17 protein-coding genes and 1 tRNA gene are annotated in these 16,669 nt (G+C 62.6%); all 18 read right to left on the bottom strand.

Annotation, left to right across the window (positions count from 1 at the left end):
- Positions 1 to 3: 3 nt before the first annotated feature.
- The gene (locus ACFXN1_RS02925; RefSeq protein WP_379436077.1) at positions 4 to 1,296 is read right to left on the bottom strand and encodes a peptidoglycan DD-metalloendopeptidase family protein; all 1,293 of its coding nucleotides are present in this window, start codon (positions 1,294 to 1,296) and stop codon (positions 4 to 6) included.
- A 5-nt stretch (positions 1,297 to 1,301) separates the two neighbouring features.
- Positions 1,302 to 1,973, bottom strand: a complete 672-nt coding sequence (locus tag ACFXN1_RS02920; RefSeq protein WP_379436078.1) for a DUF2744 domain-containing protein — start codon at positions 1,971 to 1,973, stop codon at positions 1,302 to 1,304.
- 18 nt (positions 1,974 to 1,991) lie between these two features.
- On the bottom strand, positions 1,992 to 3,698 hold the full coding sequence (locus ACFXN1_RS02915) for a phage tail protein (protein WP_379436080.1): 1,707 nt from the start codon (positions 3,696 to 3,698) through the stop codon (positions 1,992 to 1,994).
- Positions 3,699 to 4,625, bottom strand: coding sequence for a hypothetical protein (locus ACFXN1_RS02910; RefSeq protein WP_379436081.1), 927 nt, complete (start codon positions 4,623 to 4,625; stop codon positions 3,699 to 3,701).
- Positions 4,626 to 4,631: 6 nt separating this feature from the next.
- Entirely contained in the window at positions 4,632 to 9,809 is a 5,178-nt protein-coding gene (locus tag ACFXN1_RS02905) for a transglycosylase SLT domain-containing protein (protein ID WP_379436083.1), read from the bottom strand.
- Between the two features lie 17 nt (positions 9,810 to 9,826).
- The gene (locus ACFXN1_RS02900) at positions 9,827 to 10,120 is read right to left on the bottom strand and encodes a hypothetical protein (protein WP_379436084.1); all 294 of its coding nucleotides are present in this window, start codon (positions 10,118 to 10,120) and stop codon (positions 9,827 to 9,829) included.
- Between the two features lie 170 nt (positions 10,121 to 10,290).
- Complete coding sequence (locus ACFXN1_RS02895; protein WP_379436086.1) at positions 10,291 to 10,674, bottom strand: hypothetical protein; 384 nt, start codon at positions 10,672 to 10,674, stop codon at positions 10,291 to 10,293.
- A 24-nt stretch (positions 10,675 to 10,698) separates the two neighbouring features.
- Complete coding sequence (locus ACFXN1_RS02890; protein ID WP_379436087.1) at positions 10,699 to 10,875, bottom strand: hypothetical protein; 177 nt, start codon at positions 10,873 to 10,875, stop codon at positions 10,699 to 10,701.
- Positions 10,876 to 10,972: 97 nt separating this feature from the next.
- Complete coding sequence (locus ACFXN1_RS02885) at positions 10,973 to 11,887, bottom strand: IPT/TIG domain-containing protein (protein WP_379400279.1); 915 nt, start codon at positions 11,885 to 11,887, stop codon at positions 10,973 to 10,975.
- 84 nt (positions 11,888 to 11,971) lie between these two features.
- Positions 11,972 to 12,349, bottom strand: coding sequence for a hypothetical protein (locus tag ACFXN1_RS02880; RefSeq protein WP_379436089.1), 378 nt, complete (start codon positions 12,347 to 12,349; stop codon positions 11,972 to 11,974).
- Positions 12,349 to 12,642 (bottom strand): hypothetical protein, encoded by a 294-nt coding sequence (locus ACFXN1_RS02875; RefSeq protein WP_379400281.1) that lies wholly within the window; start codon positions 12,640 to 12,642, stop codon positions 12,349 to 12,351. The genes ACFXN1_RS02880 and ACFXN1_RS02875 overlap by 1 nt, the downstream gene beginning before the upstream one ends.
- The gene (locus tag ACFXN1_RS02870; protein WP_379436090.1) at positions 12,626 to 12,964 is read right to left on the bottom strand and encodes a hypothetical protein; all 339 of its coding nucleotides are present in this window, start codon (positions 12,962 to 12,964) and stop codon (positions 12,626 to 12,628) included. The genes ACFXN1_RS02875 and ACFXN1_RS02870 overlap by 17 nt, the downstream gene beginning before the upstream one ends.
- Before the next feature lie 32 nt (positions 12,965 to 12,996).
- Positions 12,997 to 13,416, bottom strand: coding sequence for a hypothetical protein (locus tag ACFXN1_RS02865; RefSeq protein WP_379436092.1), 420 nt, complete (start codon positions 13,414 to 13,416; stop codon positions 12,997 to 12,999).
- A 3-nt stretch (positions 13,417 to 13,419) separates the two neighbouring features.
- On the bottom strand, positions 13,420 to 13,701 hold the full coding sequence (locus tag ACFXN1_RS02860) for a hypothetical protein (RefSeq protein WP_379436093.1): 282 nt from the start codon (positions 13,699 to 13,701) through the stop codon (positions 13,420 to 13,422).
- Between the two features lie 76 nt (positions 13,702 to 13,777).
- Entirely contained in the window at positions 13,778 to 14,698 is a 921-nt protein-coding gene (locus ACFXN1_RS02855) for a P22 phage major capsid protein family protein (RefSeq protein WP_379400285.1), read from the bottom strand.
- A gap of 20 nt (positions 14,699 to 14,718) precedes the next feature.
- A complete protein-coding gene (locus tag ACFXN1_RS02850; protein ID WP_379436095.1) occupies positions 14,719 to 15,462 on the bottom strand; it encodes a hypothetical protein in 744 nt (247 codons plus the stop codon).
- 142 nt (positions 15,463 to 15,604) lie between these two features.
- Positions 15,605 to 15,676, bottom strand: a tRNA-Gln gene (locus ACFXN1_RS02845).
- A 6-nt stretch (positions 15,677 to 15,682) separates the two neighbouring features.
- Positions 15,683 to 16,663, bottom strand: a complete 981-nt coding sequence (locus tag ACFXN1_RS02840; protein WP_379436096.1) for a phage minor capsid protein — start codon at positions 16,661 to 16,663, stop codon at positions 15,683 to 15,685.
- Positions 16,664 to 16,669: the final 6 nt, after the last annotated feature.

Raw genomic sequence — 16,669 nt, 5'->3', positions numbered from 1 at the left:
AAATCAGGCAGCCTTGGGTGCCTGCTTGTCCGCGGCACCGTCGACACCAGCCTTGGCGGCGGTGGCGGCGGAGAGGTCGTAGAGGGTGCGGCCGCCACCCTGTTCCCAACCGGGGAAGGTCACTGCGGGCCGGGCGTCCTTCTCGTTAGCCAGGAAAGCCGCCGCGGCGCCCTTGCCGGCGAACTGCTCCAGGACGAGCGCGAGGGCGTACTTGATCTGGTTGATGTGCAGGTCCAGGTAGGCGATCATCTCGCCTGCGTTGATGTCCTGACCGGCCTTGTTCTTGATGGTTTCGTTGGCGAAAGACAAGTCGTCGTCTCCTTGAGTGCCGGCGTATTGGGCGACGTAGCCGGAGAACACGTCCCACGGGAAGCCGTCGCCGCAATCCGAATGGGTGCCGACGCCAAGGCAATCGGTCACATAGCGGTGGTCGGAAATGCCCGCGCCGCGCCGGTAAGGCGGTGCGATCACAGTGAGTGGGATGCCGTACTTGCGGCAGTCCTGCACTGCGATCCAGGCAGCGATGCGAAGGTCGTTGTCGCGGGTAAGCCACTGCGCGCGAGACCAACTCGCGCGGCTGCCCGCAAAGCAGAGGTTGATGCTGTATGGGTTCGCATCGAGGACAGACCAGCTCGCGCTGTCAGTGTCGACCACGTCGCAGACGACACCGTCACGCACCGTGTAGTGGTAGCTGGCGTCATTGCCCGGATTGTTCAGGTAGGCGGCCAGGCTTTCGGCGCTGGAATTGCCTTCCTCCGTGTGAAGGAGGAACAGGGTGACCCCTGCACCGCCTCGGCTGTTGGAGGAGTTCCCCATCCGATCCAGTTCGGTGAAGTCAGGTTTGGCCATAGACGGGCTCCTTGAAGGCGTTTCGGCGCCAGGGCTACCAGCGCCGGTGAAGTACGGGGCGGGATCGACAGCCTGGCCACCGACGCGGCCTGGCGAAGTCCACACCTCGATGTGCGCATGCGGGCCGGTCGATTCACCGTGGGTGTTGACGTAGCCGAGCAGCTGGCCCGCGTGCACACGGTCGCCTCCGCGCACTGCAGGATCCCCGTGGCCGATGATGATGTCGACGCCGGCGGAATCCTGAGCGTCGAGCCACACCCACTTACCGAACCCGCTGACGCCATCCCGCTCGGCACCTTCGACGATCACCCCGGCGACCGGCGCGTAGAACGGGGTACCGAGTGGTGCGGCGAAATCCATGCCGTAGTGGAAGCCGCCATCGCGAGGCCCGAAAGGCGAAGAGACCGTATAGGTTCCGGGTTTGAGCGGAAGGTACTTGAAGGCCATCGCGGTTATCCCTGGGGCTCGTAGCGCTTCAAAATGCCGCGGCGCGCGCTGCCGAGGAAGCGCTCAATGTCCAGGACGCGGCCGCGTTCCTCGTCATCCACGTCGCGCAGGTAGGCCAGTACTTCGGTGACTGTCCTGTGGATTGGGTCGAACGGCAGCGGCTCATTCGTGACGGACGCACCATCACGCGACGGCCGGCCGTAGCGTCGTTCCGGCTTTGGCGCCTCGAAGCTTTCGGCGAGGCGGTCGTCCTCGGGGACCGCGGCCAGTGGGTCGAAGCCGAGCGCTTCGGCCAACTGCCGCTTCGCGTCCTGCGGCAGCGATTGGACGAACTCTTTGATGTCGAGCTGGTTCCGGTCCGGCTCGTTGATGTCGACCCACACGCCAGGGCTGGTGAGCCAGTGCGGGTTCGAGGTCTGAGGCCGCTGGTACTTGATGATCCGTTCCGGCGGAACGACTGAGCCCATCGGTCGTGCGCCGCAGTCCCATTGGCGTCGCGAGACCATCTTCAGGTACTCGACCGGGAACGGCAGTGGTGCGCCGTTCATGCCAGGCAGGCCCCCGTAGGTGTGGAGGAATGCCTCCTCCGGGCAGTTTGGATTCGTGTTGTCCAGGGTTGGGAATCCGCCTTCGGGCAGCCACGGTGAGGTATCAACCTCTACTAGTTCGTCACTCAAAGTGGTTGTGCTCCTGGGCTATTTGCCGGTCACGCCGAGCTGGCGGACGACGCTGTAGAGGTCGCTGATCAAACCGAGAGCTCGCGCACCCCGGTCTTTGTTCTTTTCCTTCTCGCCGATCGTGCATTTCCACTCAGCGAACGAGTCCCGATCCCATGCGAGGGTGAGCTCGCGGACCTGGTCGACGTAGATCGTGTAGTCGGCGAACCCGTACTGTGCTGCGAAGTCACCGAGAACCTGTGCACCGATGCGGTCACCGATGAAGAAGTGGCCTTTGCCGTTGTCGCCGATATACCAAGGGGCACCGTCGCGGATCATGACCTCGTGGCTGAACCAGCTACGAGTGTCGTGGAGGCCCTTGCGAACGGACAGAAGTGCTTCGAGCGTGTACGCGCGGTCGCCTGACGATGCGATGTATTCATATAGTCGCGCCCATCCTGAATGGGTTGCGCGCGCTTGAGATTTCGCGTGGTTCCAGGCGGCGATGGTGTCCCAGTAAAATGGCTGAAGCACAGCATCAGTGGCGCCACCAACCGGCGGGATACCGATGATCATCGCGATGAGATCGCCCGCAGTCTGAATTCCTGCCGATATCAGCTCATTGACGAACGGCATCGAATGACCGCCCGTAACAATCTGAATCGCAGTCGAGGGCGTATACAAGAACTTCGACGACTCGATGCCGGTCTCTTCGCCCTCCAGGAACACGACGTACGGGCACGTCTTGTCGGTGAGCTTCTGCCCCGGAACGCCATAGGAGGCGGGAACCGCTGGGTCGACCACGGCGTCTTGGAAGTCGTCGAGGAAATCGTCGCTGAACTTGGCGAAGGTGCGTTTCAAACCGAGGAACGGGTCGCCACCGTTGGACGTGTCGCTGTAGTAGCCGGACTTGTCGACGATGTCGACTACGAGGCACCCGTTGCGCAGCGTTTGACCGTCGATCGGCTGCTCGTCGTCGTCAGTCAAAAACCGGCGGCAGATAATCGAGAGCTCGGCATCCAGGAGGATGTCCTTGCTCATCTCCGTCCAGTACTTGAAACGCGAGTTCGGAACAGACCACAGCGTTCCCGCGTTCATGTCGTCAAGGAACGTGGTCGGTTTGACGACGACAGACCAGTTGCTCATGTTGGGTGCGGAACTGCCCTGGTTCATCGGGTCGTCAGGAAGCTCCCAAAGGCTGGCCTGTTCACGCATTACGTTCAGAAAAAGCGCGGTCTTCAGCGTGAAAATCGAGGGACCGGCCAAAAAGAAAATTCGCGGAAATTGTACGAAGTCCGGCAAAAATGGATTGCACCACACGAGATAGTGCGACAGGAAGAAAAGGTCGTGCATCCAGCGCACGACCAAAACCCTTGTGCCGTCTTCTCTTTTTTCAATCGCGTGATCGAACAGGACGCCGCTCCAACGGGCGCCGTCCTTGTCTACAGTGATGAAGACGTTGCGGCGCTCGCCGTTGTCGATTCGGTCCTTGACCTGCCATATCCACTTGGCGATCGGGTCCCAGAGGGGGATCTCGGTGAGGCCGGTGCCGATATCGTTGTCGATCCAAGTGAACTCGGCTGTGTACTCGGTGTTGAGGACGCCAGCCAGGTCCCAATCGCCAGTCCAGATGCGAACTTTCGGTGGCTCGAGGCGCGATCGCGCTTCGGCCTCTTCGCGTGCCGTGGTGGCAGCCCAAATAGCCTCACACTGTTGTTCCAGGGTGAGGGTGCTTAGATCAGTCATCTAGTGAAGCCCCCAAGCACGGCCCCATCTGCGTGGGCAGTAGATTTCGACCCGCGCTCCCCCGGTTGGCGCGTTCTCAACGTGTACAGGCAGTTCGGTTTCCGGGGTGTAGGGCGGGATTTTGTGCATCCACCAGATGCCGTTCATGCGGCCGATGAGGTTGGTGTCGGAATAGTCGCGGATTTGCAGCTTCATCGGGTCGAGGTCGATGCGTGCGCCGCCTTCAACACTGGTCAACAACGGGAGGGTGATCTTCCGGTTCGGCCACGCCCCGCCGGGCACCCGGTGGTACCGCTTGCCTGTCCAAGAGAAGTCCGGAAGCGTCCACTTACCGCGCGTGACAACCCATTTCAAATACATGGGCTGGTCGGTTGGGTTGTAGACAGTCACGAACCCATCGGAGGTGCCCGCGGAGCCTGTCTGGAAATAGTCGTAAGGGTCGTTTTCCCATTTGTCTTCGAACCAGAATGGTTGCGCCGCAGTGGCAGCCATCGGAACAACGGACGATACGGTAAGGTGCGGATCGTGTTTCGATTCGAACGCGACCGACTCCGACAGCGCCAAATACAGTGAGCGGGTGCCGGATCGGTCGGTGGTGATGCTCATCTTGGTGAGCGTCGATGCCGGGTCCCACGGGTCGGGTTCGAAATCCCAGGCGGACCGCCATCGGGAGTCGAGATCTTCCCAATCCTCGGGCGTTTGGCCCTTCAGATTGACAGCGAAGGTCAAGTCTCGCTGCTGGACTTTCTTGCCCTGATACGTGGATCCACGTTGGTACGCAGACGACTTGTACTTTGTGGTGACCGGCGTGTCGTAGATACCCTTGACATCTGTTGCCAGATACATGCGGGTCGACACGCCGGGACCATTGATGACGTGATGCGAGTCGTCTACACCAAAGATTTCCACCTTGGCGGACTGGCGCAATAGAACTCAGTTCCCTCGTGCGGTCTTGGTCAGCGCACGCAAATCAGCGATTTGCTGGGCCTTCCGATAACCCTCGGTGACGTCAGCCGGGTAAATGTTGATCGTCGTCGATTGGTCATTGCTGATTTGCTGCCCAGCGGGCGTGGCCGAAGTCGCCTGATCCGCAGCGCCGGTAACGTTTTGGCCGGCGTTGTAATAGCCGGAGTCGGTCAACGCCTGCGATGCTTGCGCCGCGGCGGCTTTCTTCTTCTGCCACTCGTCCCAGGTGTCCTTGTAGGACGTCGCCTGCTTGTAGAGCGGGATGTTGCGCGGGTCGTCGATCCCCAGCGCCCCGAGGTTCGAGTCGATGAGGTCGGTGAGCCCGGTGTCCCACACTGACTGGAAGCGCTCTTTTGTCTTGGTGCCGAGCGTCTTCCAGGTGTCGAGGCCGACCTTCTCGTTGCTATTGACGCTCTCGCTGAGCAACGGATCGTTCGATACCTGCGTCGAGTCGGGCAGCGTCTGCCCTTCCACGGTTGTACCCGGGTTCGGTGTGGGAGTCGAGTCCTTCTGGAGGATCCCGAGCCCTTGGCCGAAGTCCCGCAGCGCTTTCCACTGCGGGTTGGTGAGCACCGCCTCAGGCAAGCCCGTGGTGTTCCAGCCGAACGTCATGTTGGGCCAGATGCCGCCCTGGTCGTAGCCATGGCCTTGGAACCCTTGATCCAGCGACCCGTGTGCGTGGATCGCCCAGTTGATGCCGGCGCGGATGTTCGACTCGGGATCCCAAATGTCCGAGTTGTATCCGGGGTCCGCGTAGGCGGCGAAGGTCGGATCGATCACCTGCATCAAGCCCTTGGACGGCGTGCCCTTCTTGGCGTTGTCGTCGGTGAGGTTGATCGCCTTCGGGTTGCCGCTCGACTCGGACTGCATTTGCATCAGAACCCGGTCGGTGTAGCTCTCCGAAAGACCCTTGGCCTTCAGAATGCTGACGACGAGGCTGCGCCACTGCTCCACGCCCGCGGACGGGGTGTAGTTCGCGGAGCCACTGCCCGCGCCGACGCTGCCCTTCAGCGTGGTGAGGACGGTGTCGACGATCTTGTTGGCGAATTCCTTTGGGATGCTCCCGAAGTCGCCAAGGCCGTTGAAGGTGGGGACGCTGTCCGCCATCGCCCGCAGGGGCTTCTCGACAAGGTTGTCGACCATGAGGTTGCGGCCGCCGCCCACGATGGCACCGACGCTGCTCTTGATGCGATCCCACAGGCTCTTCTGCTGATCGCCGCTGAGATTCGCCAGAGGCGCGACATTCGCCCAGTGGACATGGGAGTAGTGACCGGCCAGGTCACCCGCGTAGATGCCTTGCAGTTCAGCCTGATTCGATGGATCTGCGTGGTAGCCGCGGGCGTTGTAGAGCAGCGGGCCAGGTCCGTAGATCAGCTGAGTCGACTCGGGGTAGGCCGAGTAAATCCAGTTCGCGATCTGCTGCATCGGGCCGACGATGTCGATCGCCTGACCAGTGCGGTGGAAGCCCGTCTCATTAGGCCGAAGGGCGCTGGTCACCGTGGCGTTCGAGAATGCCTGCTGGATGACATCGGCCATCCAACGGTCTGCGTCCGAGCCGAAGGTGACGTCGCCGCCGATGGCGAAGTTGCCGTCCGTGGACTGCTTTCCGCCGCTGGCGAGAACCGACTTCCGCATCCGGTACATGGCCTGATGGCCACCCGCAGCCTGCACCTCCGCGGCGGTCCACATGTGTTCGCCGGCCGATGCCATGACCGGCACCTTGTCTTCAGTGGGTCCGCCTGGTCCGTAGATCGGGCCGCCGGTGGCGCGATGGAGTGGGCTGCCTGATCGGCCTCCGGTGTCGCCGCCTTCGCCGATCCGTGGGATGTCGGTCCACTTCTTGTCGGAGCCAAGCAAATTGGCGACCGCGTTCCAGGCGCCGCCGAGTCCCGAGTTCAGAAGGTCGATGAGCGTGTTGAGCGGGCCTTTGATCTTGTCGCCCAGCCCGGACCAGCTGACGCCGAGCTTGTCGGCGATTCCGCCGAAGAAGCCAGGCAGGTCAGTGAAGGCTTTCTTGATCTTGTCGAGTCCGTCGCTGCCGGTCAGGAAGGTGGCCAGACCGGACATGCCGCCTTTGAGCTTCTCGAAACCGTTGTCGCCCAGAATGTCTGTGATGACACCGGGGAGCAGGTTCTTCAGGCCATCGAGTGATCCGGCGATGCCATTGCCGCCCAGGAGGTTGTCGAAGGCACCGGACCCGAGGCTGCCGAAGTCCCTCTTCAGGTCGGTGAACCACTTGGCGACCGTCGGGATCTTCTCGGCAACCTTCTGCTGCAAGCCGTCGAGCTGATTACCGATCCATCCGGAGATGTCGTCGGAGATTGGTCCGATGTCGCCGCTCAGCAGTTTGCTGATGTCGAAGGCGCCGTTGCCGATCTTGCTGAACAGGCCGACTTTGCGATCGAGCCAGTCGAATGCGCGAAGCACCTTGTCGGCGTCTTCGCCAATTTTCTTCATGGTTTCGCGCAGTTCATTGAAGAAGTCTTTGATGCGCTGCTGGCCTTCAGGGCTGCCCAGGTAGTCGGCGAGTTTCTTCGCGCCGTCTACCAGGCTGTCCATCCAGGACTTTCCGGTGTCGTCGGAGCCCTTGAAGATGGAGCCGATGATCCGGACGACTTGCTTCCCGAGGGACATGAATCGGTTGAACGCGTCGATCGAGTCTTGAATGAATTGCTTGAATTTGGCCTTGCCCTCGTCGGATTCGGCCCACTTGCGGAACTTTTCGGTGAAGCCGAGGAAGCCTTGCGACATGTCCGGGAAGAACCCGGAGCCGACCTCCGAGAGCGACAGGAAGCCTTGGATCAGGTTGTCGATCCCGTCGAGGATGGGTCCGATCGAATTCTTGACGTTGTCGAAGACGGTCGACAGCTTCGAGCGGGTCGCGTCGGTGTCCAGGTCGGCGAAGGCGCGGCGGAGGCCGCCGTTGATCTGCTCAGCGATCCCGCCCAAACCGCTCTTCAGGGTGGGAATCCAGTTGTTGACAAGGCTCTTCGCAGAGTCGCCCAGCTTGTCGAAGAAGTTCTCCTGGACCGCGAGCTTCAGGTCCTTCAGGCCCGACTTGACGTCGAGCATCTTGTTGACGAAGTCCTGCGTGGCCGGCGACAGGTTGCCCATCGCCTTCTCGAATGCCTTGACCGAATCGCTCGGTTCGGTCAGCGCGGTTTGGAGATCCTTCGACGCATCGGCCAGCGACTGCTGCGACTTCGCCAGGGTCTTGTAGGCGTCCGACAAGTTCTGCTGCGCGGTCTCTTCAGCCTCAGCAGCTGAGGTGACCTTGTCCTTGGCGGATACGACAGCGTCTGCGCCTTCGACGCCCTTCTGATTGGCTTCGGCGGCGTCTTCTGCTGTGCGCTTGGACTTTTCGAGTACGTCCTGCTGGTCAGCGAGCGCTTCCTTGACCTGAAGCTGTGCCTTGGCCTTGTCGATGGCGGTGGAGTTGGTGTCAGAGAAGACGTCGTAGAGGTTCTTGTACGCTTCAGCGACGCTGATGGCCGCGGACTCTTCGTTCAGCTTCGTGCGAGCCAACGCCCGGTTGAGGTCGTCGATGTCCCGCTTCGCAGTCTTGCGGGCGGTGTTGAGATCCTTCTGCGCCTGCAGCGAATTCTTTTGTGCGTCACGGACAGAACGCTCAGCGCTGATAATCCCGCGCTCGGCAGACTCGACACTGTCAGCGGCCGAAGCCTGCTGTTTCTGGGCGGTCTCGATCTTCTTGGCCCGCGCCTCCGCATCATCGGCGGCATTGTCGGAGACCTTCTTCGCGGCTGCGAACGCCTCACTGACACCGCCGAGCGCTACCTTCAGCGTCGCGAAGACACTGACAGCGCCAGTGATCGCGGCAGGTAGCAGCGCGACCACGCCGAGGGCCTGCACGAGCTGACCGATCAGCGGCACGAGGCTGACAGCAGCGAGCCCGATCAAAGCGACCTTCGCGATGCCTAGGAGGTTGCTGAAGCTGAAGAGTTGGCCGAGTGCGTTCGACAGTCCGTCGGCGATGGCCGATCGCAGTCCGCGGAATGCTGCTCCCAGCAGGCGGGTGGTCGAGTTCTGGTTGCTGTGTGCGCGGCCGAGGTTGTCGGAGGCTGTGGCTTCTCGCCCCATCAGGTCGAGGACATCGCCTGTCGCGCGGCCCAGTTCGCGGTTTGCGCGTGTTAGCGCTTGCCTGGCTGAGGTGCGTCGGGATTCGCTCGAACTCGAGCGGTTCATCACCTCGTCGTAGCGTTGCTGCGCGAGGGTGACCGCATCCTGCGCGTCGGACTGCCTCTGGCGTGCAGCGCTCAATCGAGCTGCGACGCTGGCGACTTCGGCTTCAGCGCGCGCGACCGAGGAGCGGTCGATTTCGATCTGCAGGCGCACCGCCTGCAAAGGGCGAGTGAAGATGTTGCCGGTCAGTCTTTGGGGGCTGCGGCCCGTGCCGGTCCCGAGATCGCGGAACTGATTGTTGATCGCGCCAGCCAAGGCACGCAGCGACAGCAGATGCGCGGTTGCAGCGGCAGTGTCGATATTGACGTTCAGGGTGAGCGGGATGGCGTGCTGGGCGGCACGGAAAGCCTCGAGCTGCGCGGTTGCGTGTGTGACGTCGGCGTCGACCTTCGCGGTGAGCTTGACATCGATACCGCCGCTGGCCGCAGCCAGTTTCGTGCGCAGTGCGGTTTTGAAGCCCCGCAGATCCGGATCGACCGGGACCTTGATCGTCACGCCAGCGGCGGCGGTATTCACCGCTTGCCGCAGGGCAGTCTTCAGGCCGGCGGTCCGCAGGTTGACCGGTACGTTGACCGAAACGCCTTGGGCGGCGACCTTCACCTTGTCGGTGACGTCGCGTTTGAAGCCCGTCGTGGACGCCTCGACAGGGACATTGATCTTGACGCCCGCGGAGGCGGTCTTGACCTTCTCCTTCAGGTCGGCCTTAAAGCCCGCCGTGAGAGTCGGTTTCGCCTCAATAGAGACGGCTACCCCCGCTGACGCGGCATCGACCTTCGATTTCAGGTCGGTCTTGAAGCTCTTCGCCAGCGCTGGCTGGACAGTGACCTCAAACGACTGGGTAATCGGCTTCAGCAGCGTGGCGACTTGGGCTTTGAAGTCATCAGGAAGCTTTGGGCGAAGCAAGAGCCGCGCGGATCCGGCGGTGTACGAGCCCCATTCGGCCACGGCGGCCCCCTGTGTAGTTAGTCGTAGATGCCGAGCTCTTTCAGCGCGTTGTGGACTTCGATCTGGTCCATGCGATTCCGGAGCCGCTGATAGGCGGTTTGCGGGCGAGGCTCGGGTGGGAAGGGAGGCGGGAGTTTGCCGCTGAAGCTGGCGGGAATGACGCGCATCAGCTCTTTCAGCAGGTCAATCTGCTTGAGCGCGAGCAACACTTCGAGGCTGTAGCCACGTGGGGAGATCGGCGGAATCTCCTGCGGCTCATCGCCTTCGGCATCATCTACTTGGATGCGTTGCCAGGCGAGTTCGTCATCCATGGCTAGCGCCGACTGGTAGCGAGACTCGATCGGCAGTTGCCGAAGAAAGCGATACAACTGCTGCCAGGGATGGCGACCGCGGAAGAAGTCGAGCAGGTCCCAGCCGTGCCCGTACTCCCACAGGTCGCCTTCGATTTCCTCCCCGTACTCCTCAAGCAGGAGTACGAGGGCTACTCTCCCCCCGGCAGTTCATCAGCCTCGCCGTCAGCGGGGACAGCACCGAAATGTGCATTCATGTCGTTGACGAGGGTGAACATGAGCTCGATCGGCTCGTCCTTGATCTCTGCCCACACCGCATCGAATGCGTCACCGCAGATCGCGGCCATTAGGCGTCGCAGATCAGACACGTTGGCGTCGCCGCTGGAGTCGATCATTTCCGCGATGGCGGTGACGCGTTCGACGGTGTCGGGTGCGGTGATCAGGATCGGCGGGTCGACAGCGTCGAACGCGTAGGGCGACTTGGCCTTGTGGATCTTGCGGGCCTGATCACGCAGGGTCGCAAATCGCGACTTCTTGACGGCTGCGCGCGGTGCGGTCTTTCTGGCGGTGGCCATGTTTCGTCTCCTGGCGGGAAGGGGTTACTTGGCGGTGGGCTTCTTCTCGGCCGGAGCGGGACGCTCAACGGCCGAGCGGGGCACCGGCTTGGGTTCCGGGATTTGGTAGCCCTGGTTCAGCAGCTGCTCACGCTCGGTCGCGGAGCCAACGAGGCAGTCGCGGCCATCGGGCGCGACCATGCGAACGGGTTCGAATGCCATGGGTTCTCCTGGCTTGAATTCCCGGCGGCAGAGGAGGTTTGGGCCTGCCCCGCGCGCGGCCAGGAACACGCGCGGGGCGGCTGTCAAAGAACGCCGGTTAGGCGTAGGTGACCGCGAACGGTGCCGAAGCGCCGGTGGCGTTGGTGACGACGATGTTCTGCGAGCCCGCGGTCTTGGCAGGGGTGTTGATCGCGAGGGTGAGGTCGTCGATGACGGTGAAGTCGGTCGCGTTGGTGCTGCCGACCGTGACCGCCGTGGTGCCCGTGAAGTGCTGGCCGCGCAGGACAACGCTCTCTCCACCAGCGGTCGCAAGCGACCCGGCAGGCAGGTAGGAGCTGATGACCGGGACCGAGGCGGTGGCGGTGAAGCCCATCTTGGCCAGCAGCGGCCCGACGCCAGGGCCGCACAATACGTTCTTCACGCTGTAGCCGAGAGTCGAATCGATCTTCGCGTGCAAGGTGATGTTGTACTCGAGAGCCTTTTCCTGCGACCAGGACTGCTCGCCGACCTCGGTGACCGTGGCGCGCGGCAGAATCCGCAGGTAGTAGATGGCCTTGGTGCCGCTGCCGTCGATCATGCCGAGAATGACTCGGTTGTAGCGGGTTTCAGGCGATGTCGGGTCGTTCCACTGCAGTTCGTTGGTGGTCGCGTCTGCGGTGTTGTTCGACAGATCAATGCCCGAATACAGTTCGAGGGTCCGCTTGCGGGTCTCGATGAGCGTCATGGACACGCTCAGATTGCGGGTCAGGATGTCGGTACGAGGCGGCTCGAGCGCACCCCACGCCTCGACATCGGAGCTCTTGACATCCGGCTTGAACGACGGCGGATTGTCCTTGCCGATCATGCCCAACGAGGTGAAATCAGTCAGCGCCTGGAAATCGGCGGACACGCCGGAGGTGAAACTAGCAGGGATGGTGGCGTTTTCGTCGCCGATCAACGCGAAGCCCTTATTGGGCCGGCGGATCAGCTCGGGACGCCATTCAGCGATCTGCTCGAAAGTGACAGCAGTCATGAAGAGGGTTCCTTGGTTCAGCCACACCCAGAAACCCGGTGCCGCAGGGCATTCCGGGTGGTGTGGGAGGAAGAAGAGTTGCGCCTACGCGCGGGGCCGCCGGTAGGAGAGCTGCACGGTGGCGGTGACGCCGCGAGCGTCGCGACGGAAAGGCGGGATGTACTGGCCGCCGGTCTTTTCGCTGGCGGTGTCGATCAGGAATCCGCCGGGTTCGGTGTTGCCTGCGAAGCGGATACGTTCCAAGACGGCAGTTTTCAGGATCTTCGACGCGGCTCGGTCGTTGTCGATGCACTCGACATCGACAACCGGGCTGTCCATGATCTCGTCGGCTGCTCCCCCGACCCTGGTCACATAGATGTAGGGCGGCGGGATCTCATCCGATTCGAAAGTAACGACGGGCGCGATGTCGCCGAGCAAAGCCTTCAGCACTTCGTCGAACTCGGGAAATGGGGGCAAGCTCATCAATCACTCACATCATCAATGAAGTCGTGCATGACGTGTTCGGGTCGGTTCCAGCGGGTACCGTGCTCACGGAAACGCGCGTAATAGCCTGAGGCGTAGACGATTCCGGTGAGAATGCCTTCGTCGGGGATCACGCCCGCTTCCACGTGGGTGGCATTGAACCCGGTCCTCCACCGCGAACGGAGTGCCCACCGGTCCGCGCCCTGCTCCGCGACCTCTTGGAGGAATGCTCGTAGTTCGTCGCTATCGACCAGGATGCGTTCGAGGTCGAAATCATCACTGTCGTACTCCATGAGCGCCGTCCTTCGCGATGCGGAATCGCTTGCCGGACGCCCAGCCGGTGAACCCGTTCGGGGTGACAGTGACCGTTCCATCGATGGCGAATTCGTCCGTGTATCCGGGGACTTCGATCCTGTCCGTGGCGAGGACGTCGTCGCTGACCGGTGCAGTGACCTGGCCGAGCATGGTGAGGATCTCCCCCGACTCGTTGTCTTCGGTGATTTTGAGCCACTTCAGGTCACACGGCCCGATCTGATGGCGGGCGACAGCCGCGTCGGCGTAATCGCCTTCCCAGTTCCGGGCATTGGCGGTACCGCGGCGAACCACGGTCAGCATGACTCCATGCGGGTACTTGGGTGTCGCGTAGTTCACCATGTCTGCGGCCTCGTAGAAGCCATGCCCGCCTCGCGGAGAATGTCGAGCGCCTGGGTCGACAAGCGCGACAGCGACGCCGAGATCTCCGCCGCGGACGGGCCGTCCGCGTAAGTGACAGCGCCACCATCTGCGGTCTGCGCCTTGATCGCGATCTGACGACCTGCCGTGCCAGCGTCGGGGTCGATGCCAGCGCGTTTCCACATCGCTGCATGCGCGCACGTCGCGTCACACATGACCTCGATGATGTCGGGGTCGGTGGGCAGTCCACTGGGGTCCACGTGGTAGAGATCGCAGCGAGTTGCCTTGCGCACCAACCTTGATGCCGCGCGGATGAGGCGTAGCGCTTCAGCGGTCTCCGGCGGTTCGTCCAGCCAGCCGTCCATCAGATCGTCCGGAGTGGCGTAGACGAGCATCGGCTAGTTCGCCGCCTTGGAGGCAGCCTTCTTAGCTGGGGCCTTCGTCGCCGGTACAGGCGCAGACTCCGGAGCCGGGGCATCATCGGCCTGTGGGCTCGAATTCTCCTGCGGCGTTTCCGGGTTCACGTCAGGCACCACCTCCACAGGCTTGGGCCGCTTGGCCTCCGCCTCCTGCTCGGTGATCTGACGCCAGTACGCCCACTCCATCAGGTCGGGTCGCGGCACGTCGGATTCGACCAGGAGGTCTTGGTCAGTGCCTAGATAGTCGTAGAAATACGACACAGAGATACTCCAAAAGAATTGGGGGCAAGTCGATCTCCCCCGCCAGCCGATCGATGACCGGCCGGCGGGGTGACGATCAGGAGGCGAGGGCGCCGCGCAGCAGGACGCCGCGGTTGGCGTCGAGGACCTTGGCGCCGAACAGGATGTCCAAGCTGATGACGTCCGACTTCAGCTGCATGTCGTACTGCTTGACCAGACGCAGCGACAGACCCTTGTAGGACTCGATGGCCGCCCAGGTGTTGTCCGAAGGCAGAGCCAGGGTCGCCGACGCGAAAGCAGTCGAGGTCCGGTGGTACGCCAGGCCGACCTCGGTGGTGGGCTGACCGGTGGTCGGCGAGCCCGCAGGCTGCACGATGTTCTGGGTCATGTACGGGTCGAAGCCCATGAGGCGACGGCCCAGGTAGCCCTCACGCAGCACGTCGGTGGAACCGCTGTTCTGCACGAACTTCAGCCAGTCGGTGTTGTTCCACGCAGCTTCGGCGGTCGGGCCGATCACGGTGGAGCGCTCGGTGGCGGGAACCGACTGCAGGTTGAGCAGTCGCTTGGCCTCGATCAGAACCTCGGGCTTGTTCCACTCGGTGCCGGTACCGGTACCGGCGACCTGGGTGAAGCCTGCCTTCATCTTGGCGATGATGGCCTGGTCGACTGCCTGGGCGAGCGCCTCCGACGCGGGACCGAGGAACTGGGTGTCGAAGTCCTCGACGCGCAGGGTCAGATCCTGGGAGGTGATCGCGAACGACACGTCCTTGTGGGTGTCCAGGGTGACGTCCACGCTGGTTTCCGTGGCGTTCTGAACGGTGATCGACGGGGAGGCCGGATCGAAAGTGTTGGCCACGAAGGTCGCCGGCTTGCGGATCTTGACCGTCGAGCCGATCTTGCGGCCGGTCCATTCCTGCGACACATCGGTGTACACGGTCGGGACCATGCACAGCTGTGCGTACAGGTTCGCGAGGACCTGGCGCGCGATGATGCTGGGGGTGAGAAGGGTATTAGCCATGGAGAGGTGGCTCCAAAGAATTAGGACCGTTCACGGGCACGACGCTCGCGCGCCTCCCGGATCAGGTCGTCAACGGATTTCGGCGAACCGGGCTTGGGGGCCGCGTTACCGCCGGTGAGATCTCCGCCGCTTCGGGGAGCCGCCGCCTGGGCGGGCGCCTTTTTGAGCTTCGGATTGGAATCGACTGCGGCCTTCACGATTTCGGCCACCTGGGCTGCGAAATCGTCGGCAGTCGTGTCGAGCTTCTCGATTGCGCGTTCGATCTTGCGGGAATCGAGAATTTGTTCGAGGTCGCCATCGACAGCCTTGGCAGCGTCAGAGATGGCGTCCTTGCGCGCGTAGTTGCGCAGCTTTTCGGCGTAGGAGTCGCGTTCGGCAGCGAAGTCCGCTGCCTGCTTCTCCGCGGCCTTGAGCAGCTCAGCGGGGTCGGGTTCGGCCGGATCGAGACCGAGGGTTTCGCGAAGCTTCTCCACGAGTTCAGTGGTGGCCTTCTTCGCGGCTTCCTGAGCTGCGGTTTCAGCCTTCTCGTTGCCCTTGACGCGGTTGGCGGCGGCCTCCTTGCGGAGCTTGTCCACCTCGCGGTTCAGGCGCGCGATCTCGGGATCGGGTTCGATGGTCTTGCTGGTGTCGGCCTCGGTTTCGGTGCCCTGTACATCGGCACCGGTGTCCGTGGTCGAACCCTCCGAAGTGGTTTCCGTCGAATCGGAAACGACCTCAGCGTCGTGTTCAGTTGTGGTTTCCTGGGCGTCGGCTTCGTCAGCCATGAATGTGCCTCCTGGACACGCAGAAACGCCGCACGGCAACCTGGCCGGATACGGCGTTGAAATGACGAAACCCCCAGGGCCACAGGCCGGAACTGGGGGTCGTGAAGCCGCTAAACGCGGCGGAGATTCAATTGAGAATCGGATCGCTCGCCAGGATTCGAACCTGGACTAACTGAACCAAGGTCAGTCGTGCTGCCAATTACACAACGAGCGAAGAAGTTTAAGCGCGGGTGGCAAATCCGATGCGTTGCAGAATCCGGTTCCTGCGGCGTTCGCTGTTCGTGTTCTTGCGTCGGGTGCGTTCGGCTTCTGACAGCTTGACAGCGCCGGGCGGGTTCGGATTGTCGGCGGTCCACACGCGGATCGTGTGCCGGCAATTGCGGTGGAACAGCCCGCCCGCGCGCGCCTCCGCGAGCGAGCACTTCACCGTCACCTTGACTGGTCGGTCGAGGCTGTCGCGGAAGGTCACAGTGCCTGCGGTGGCGCCGCTGATCGAGAGCACGGCTCCCTCGTAGGGCCTACACAATGTGCAGGCGCCAGGCACGTCCGACACGATCACCAGGTCGTGACCGCTGGCGGTCACGTGTGCGCAGTAGCCGTCGACTTCCGCGTGGGTGACAGCCGATCGGACAACCATTTCCGCATAGGAGACGAATTCGTAACGCCGGCCCTTCGCATCGACTTGGCCGTCGAAACCGCGGCGTGCGTTGCGGGCGAGAACTTCTCGTAGAAGCTGCTCGAGGGTTGTGTCGTCGGTGCCTCGCGGATGCCGGGAAACCTCGTCCACGGTGCGACGGTATATCGCCTCTGCCGACACGGGGACCTGCTGATGGACCTTGGTGAGAGACGCGATGACCCGGTCCGCGAGGCGCTGCGCTTCCGACTCGTCGATGGCCGTGACCGGGGGGTGCTGTGGCCGCAGATCAGCGCGTGCTTCGCGCGCACCACGTCGGAATGCCGCCAGGAGTATCCCGATGACGATCACAGCGGCCTGCGCTCCGAGCCCGACCACGATGCGTGTAAGTCCACGGCGAAACGTAGGCAGCTTCAGCAGCATTCGCACAGCCCACGGCATTCGACCGTTCCAGCGTTCTCCGAAAAGGGTGCGTGCGATGAGCTTCCATATCTCCCGCTCCGCAGTGAGATACAGGCGGGTGATTGCACCGACCTGCCCGTCACCGTAGGAAGGTGTCAATGGCATCAGGCC

The sequence above is a fragment of the Nocardia sp. NPDC059154 genome, assembly GCF_042755705.1.
In the GTDB taxonomy this organism is placed as follows: Bacteria; Actinomycetota; Actinomycetes; order Mycobacteriales; family Mycobacteriaceae; genus Nocardia.
Note: the sequence above shows the minus strand (reverse complement) of the source record. Positions and strands in the feature narration are given on the sequence as shown.

What these genes read in the sequence shown, in the direction of transcription:
- ACFXN1_RS02925 (WP_379436077.1), bottom strand. Translation starts at nt 1,296, where the DNA reads ATGGCCTTCAAGTACCTTCCGCTCAAACCCGGAACCTATACGGTCTCT.
- ACFXN1_RS02915 (WP_379436080.1), bottom strand. Translation starts at nt 3,698, where the DNA reads ATGACTGATCTAAGCACCCTCACCCTGGAACAACAGTGTGAGGCTATT.
- ACFXN1_RS02900 (WP_379436084.1), bottom strand. Translation starts at nt 10,120, where the DNA reads ATGGATGACGAACTCGCCTGGCAACGCATCCAAGTAGATGATGCCGAA.
- ACFXN1_RS02895 (WP_379436086.1), bottom strand. Translation starts at nt 10,674, where the DNA reads ATGGCCACCGCCAGAAAGACCGCACCGCGCGCAGCCGTCAAGAAGTCG.
- ACFXN1_RS02890 (WP_379436087.1), bottom strand. Translation starts at nt 10,875, where the DNA reads ATGGCATTCGAACCCGTTCGCATGGTCGCGCCCGATGGCCGCGACTGC.
- ACFXN1_RS02885 (WP_379400279.1), bottom strand. Translation starts at nt 11,887, where the DNA reads ATGACTGCTGTCACTTTCGAGCAGATCGCTGAATGGCGTCCCGAGCTG.
- ACFXN1_RS02880 (WP_379436089.1), bottom strand. Translation starts at nt 12,349, where the DNA reads ATGAGCTTGCCCCCATTTCCCGAGTTCGACGAAGTGCTGAAGGCTTTG.
- ACFXN1_RS02875 (WP_379400281.1), bottom strand. Translation starts at nt 12,642, where the DNA reads ATGGAGTACGACAGTGATGATTTCGACCTCGAACGCATCCTGGTCGAT.
- ACFXN1_RS02870 (WP_379436090.1), bottom strand. Translation starts at nt 12,964, where the DNA reads ATGCTGACCGTGGTTCGCCGCGGTACCGCCAATGCCCGGAACTGGGAA.
- ACFXN1_RS02865 (WP_379436092.1), bottom strand. Translation starts at nt 13,416, where the DNA reads ATGCTCGTCTACGCCACTCCGGACGATCTGATGGACGGCTGGCTGGAC.
- ACFXN1_RS02855 (WP_379400285.1), bottom strand. Translation starts at nt 14,698, where the DNA reads ATGGCTAATACCCTTCTCACCCCCAGCATCATCGCGCGCCAGGTCCTC.
- ACFXN1_RS02850 (WP_379436095.1), bottom strand. Translation starts at nt 15,462, where the DNA reads ATGGCTGACGAAGCCGACGCCCAGGAAACCACAACTGAACACGACGCT.
- ACFXN1_RS02840 (WP_379436096.1), bottom strand. Translation starts at nt 16,663, where the DNA reads ATGCCATTGACACCTTCCTACGGTGACGGGCAGGTCGGTGCAATCACC.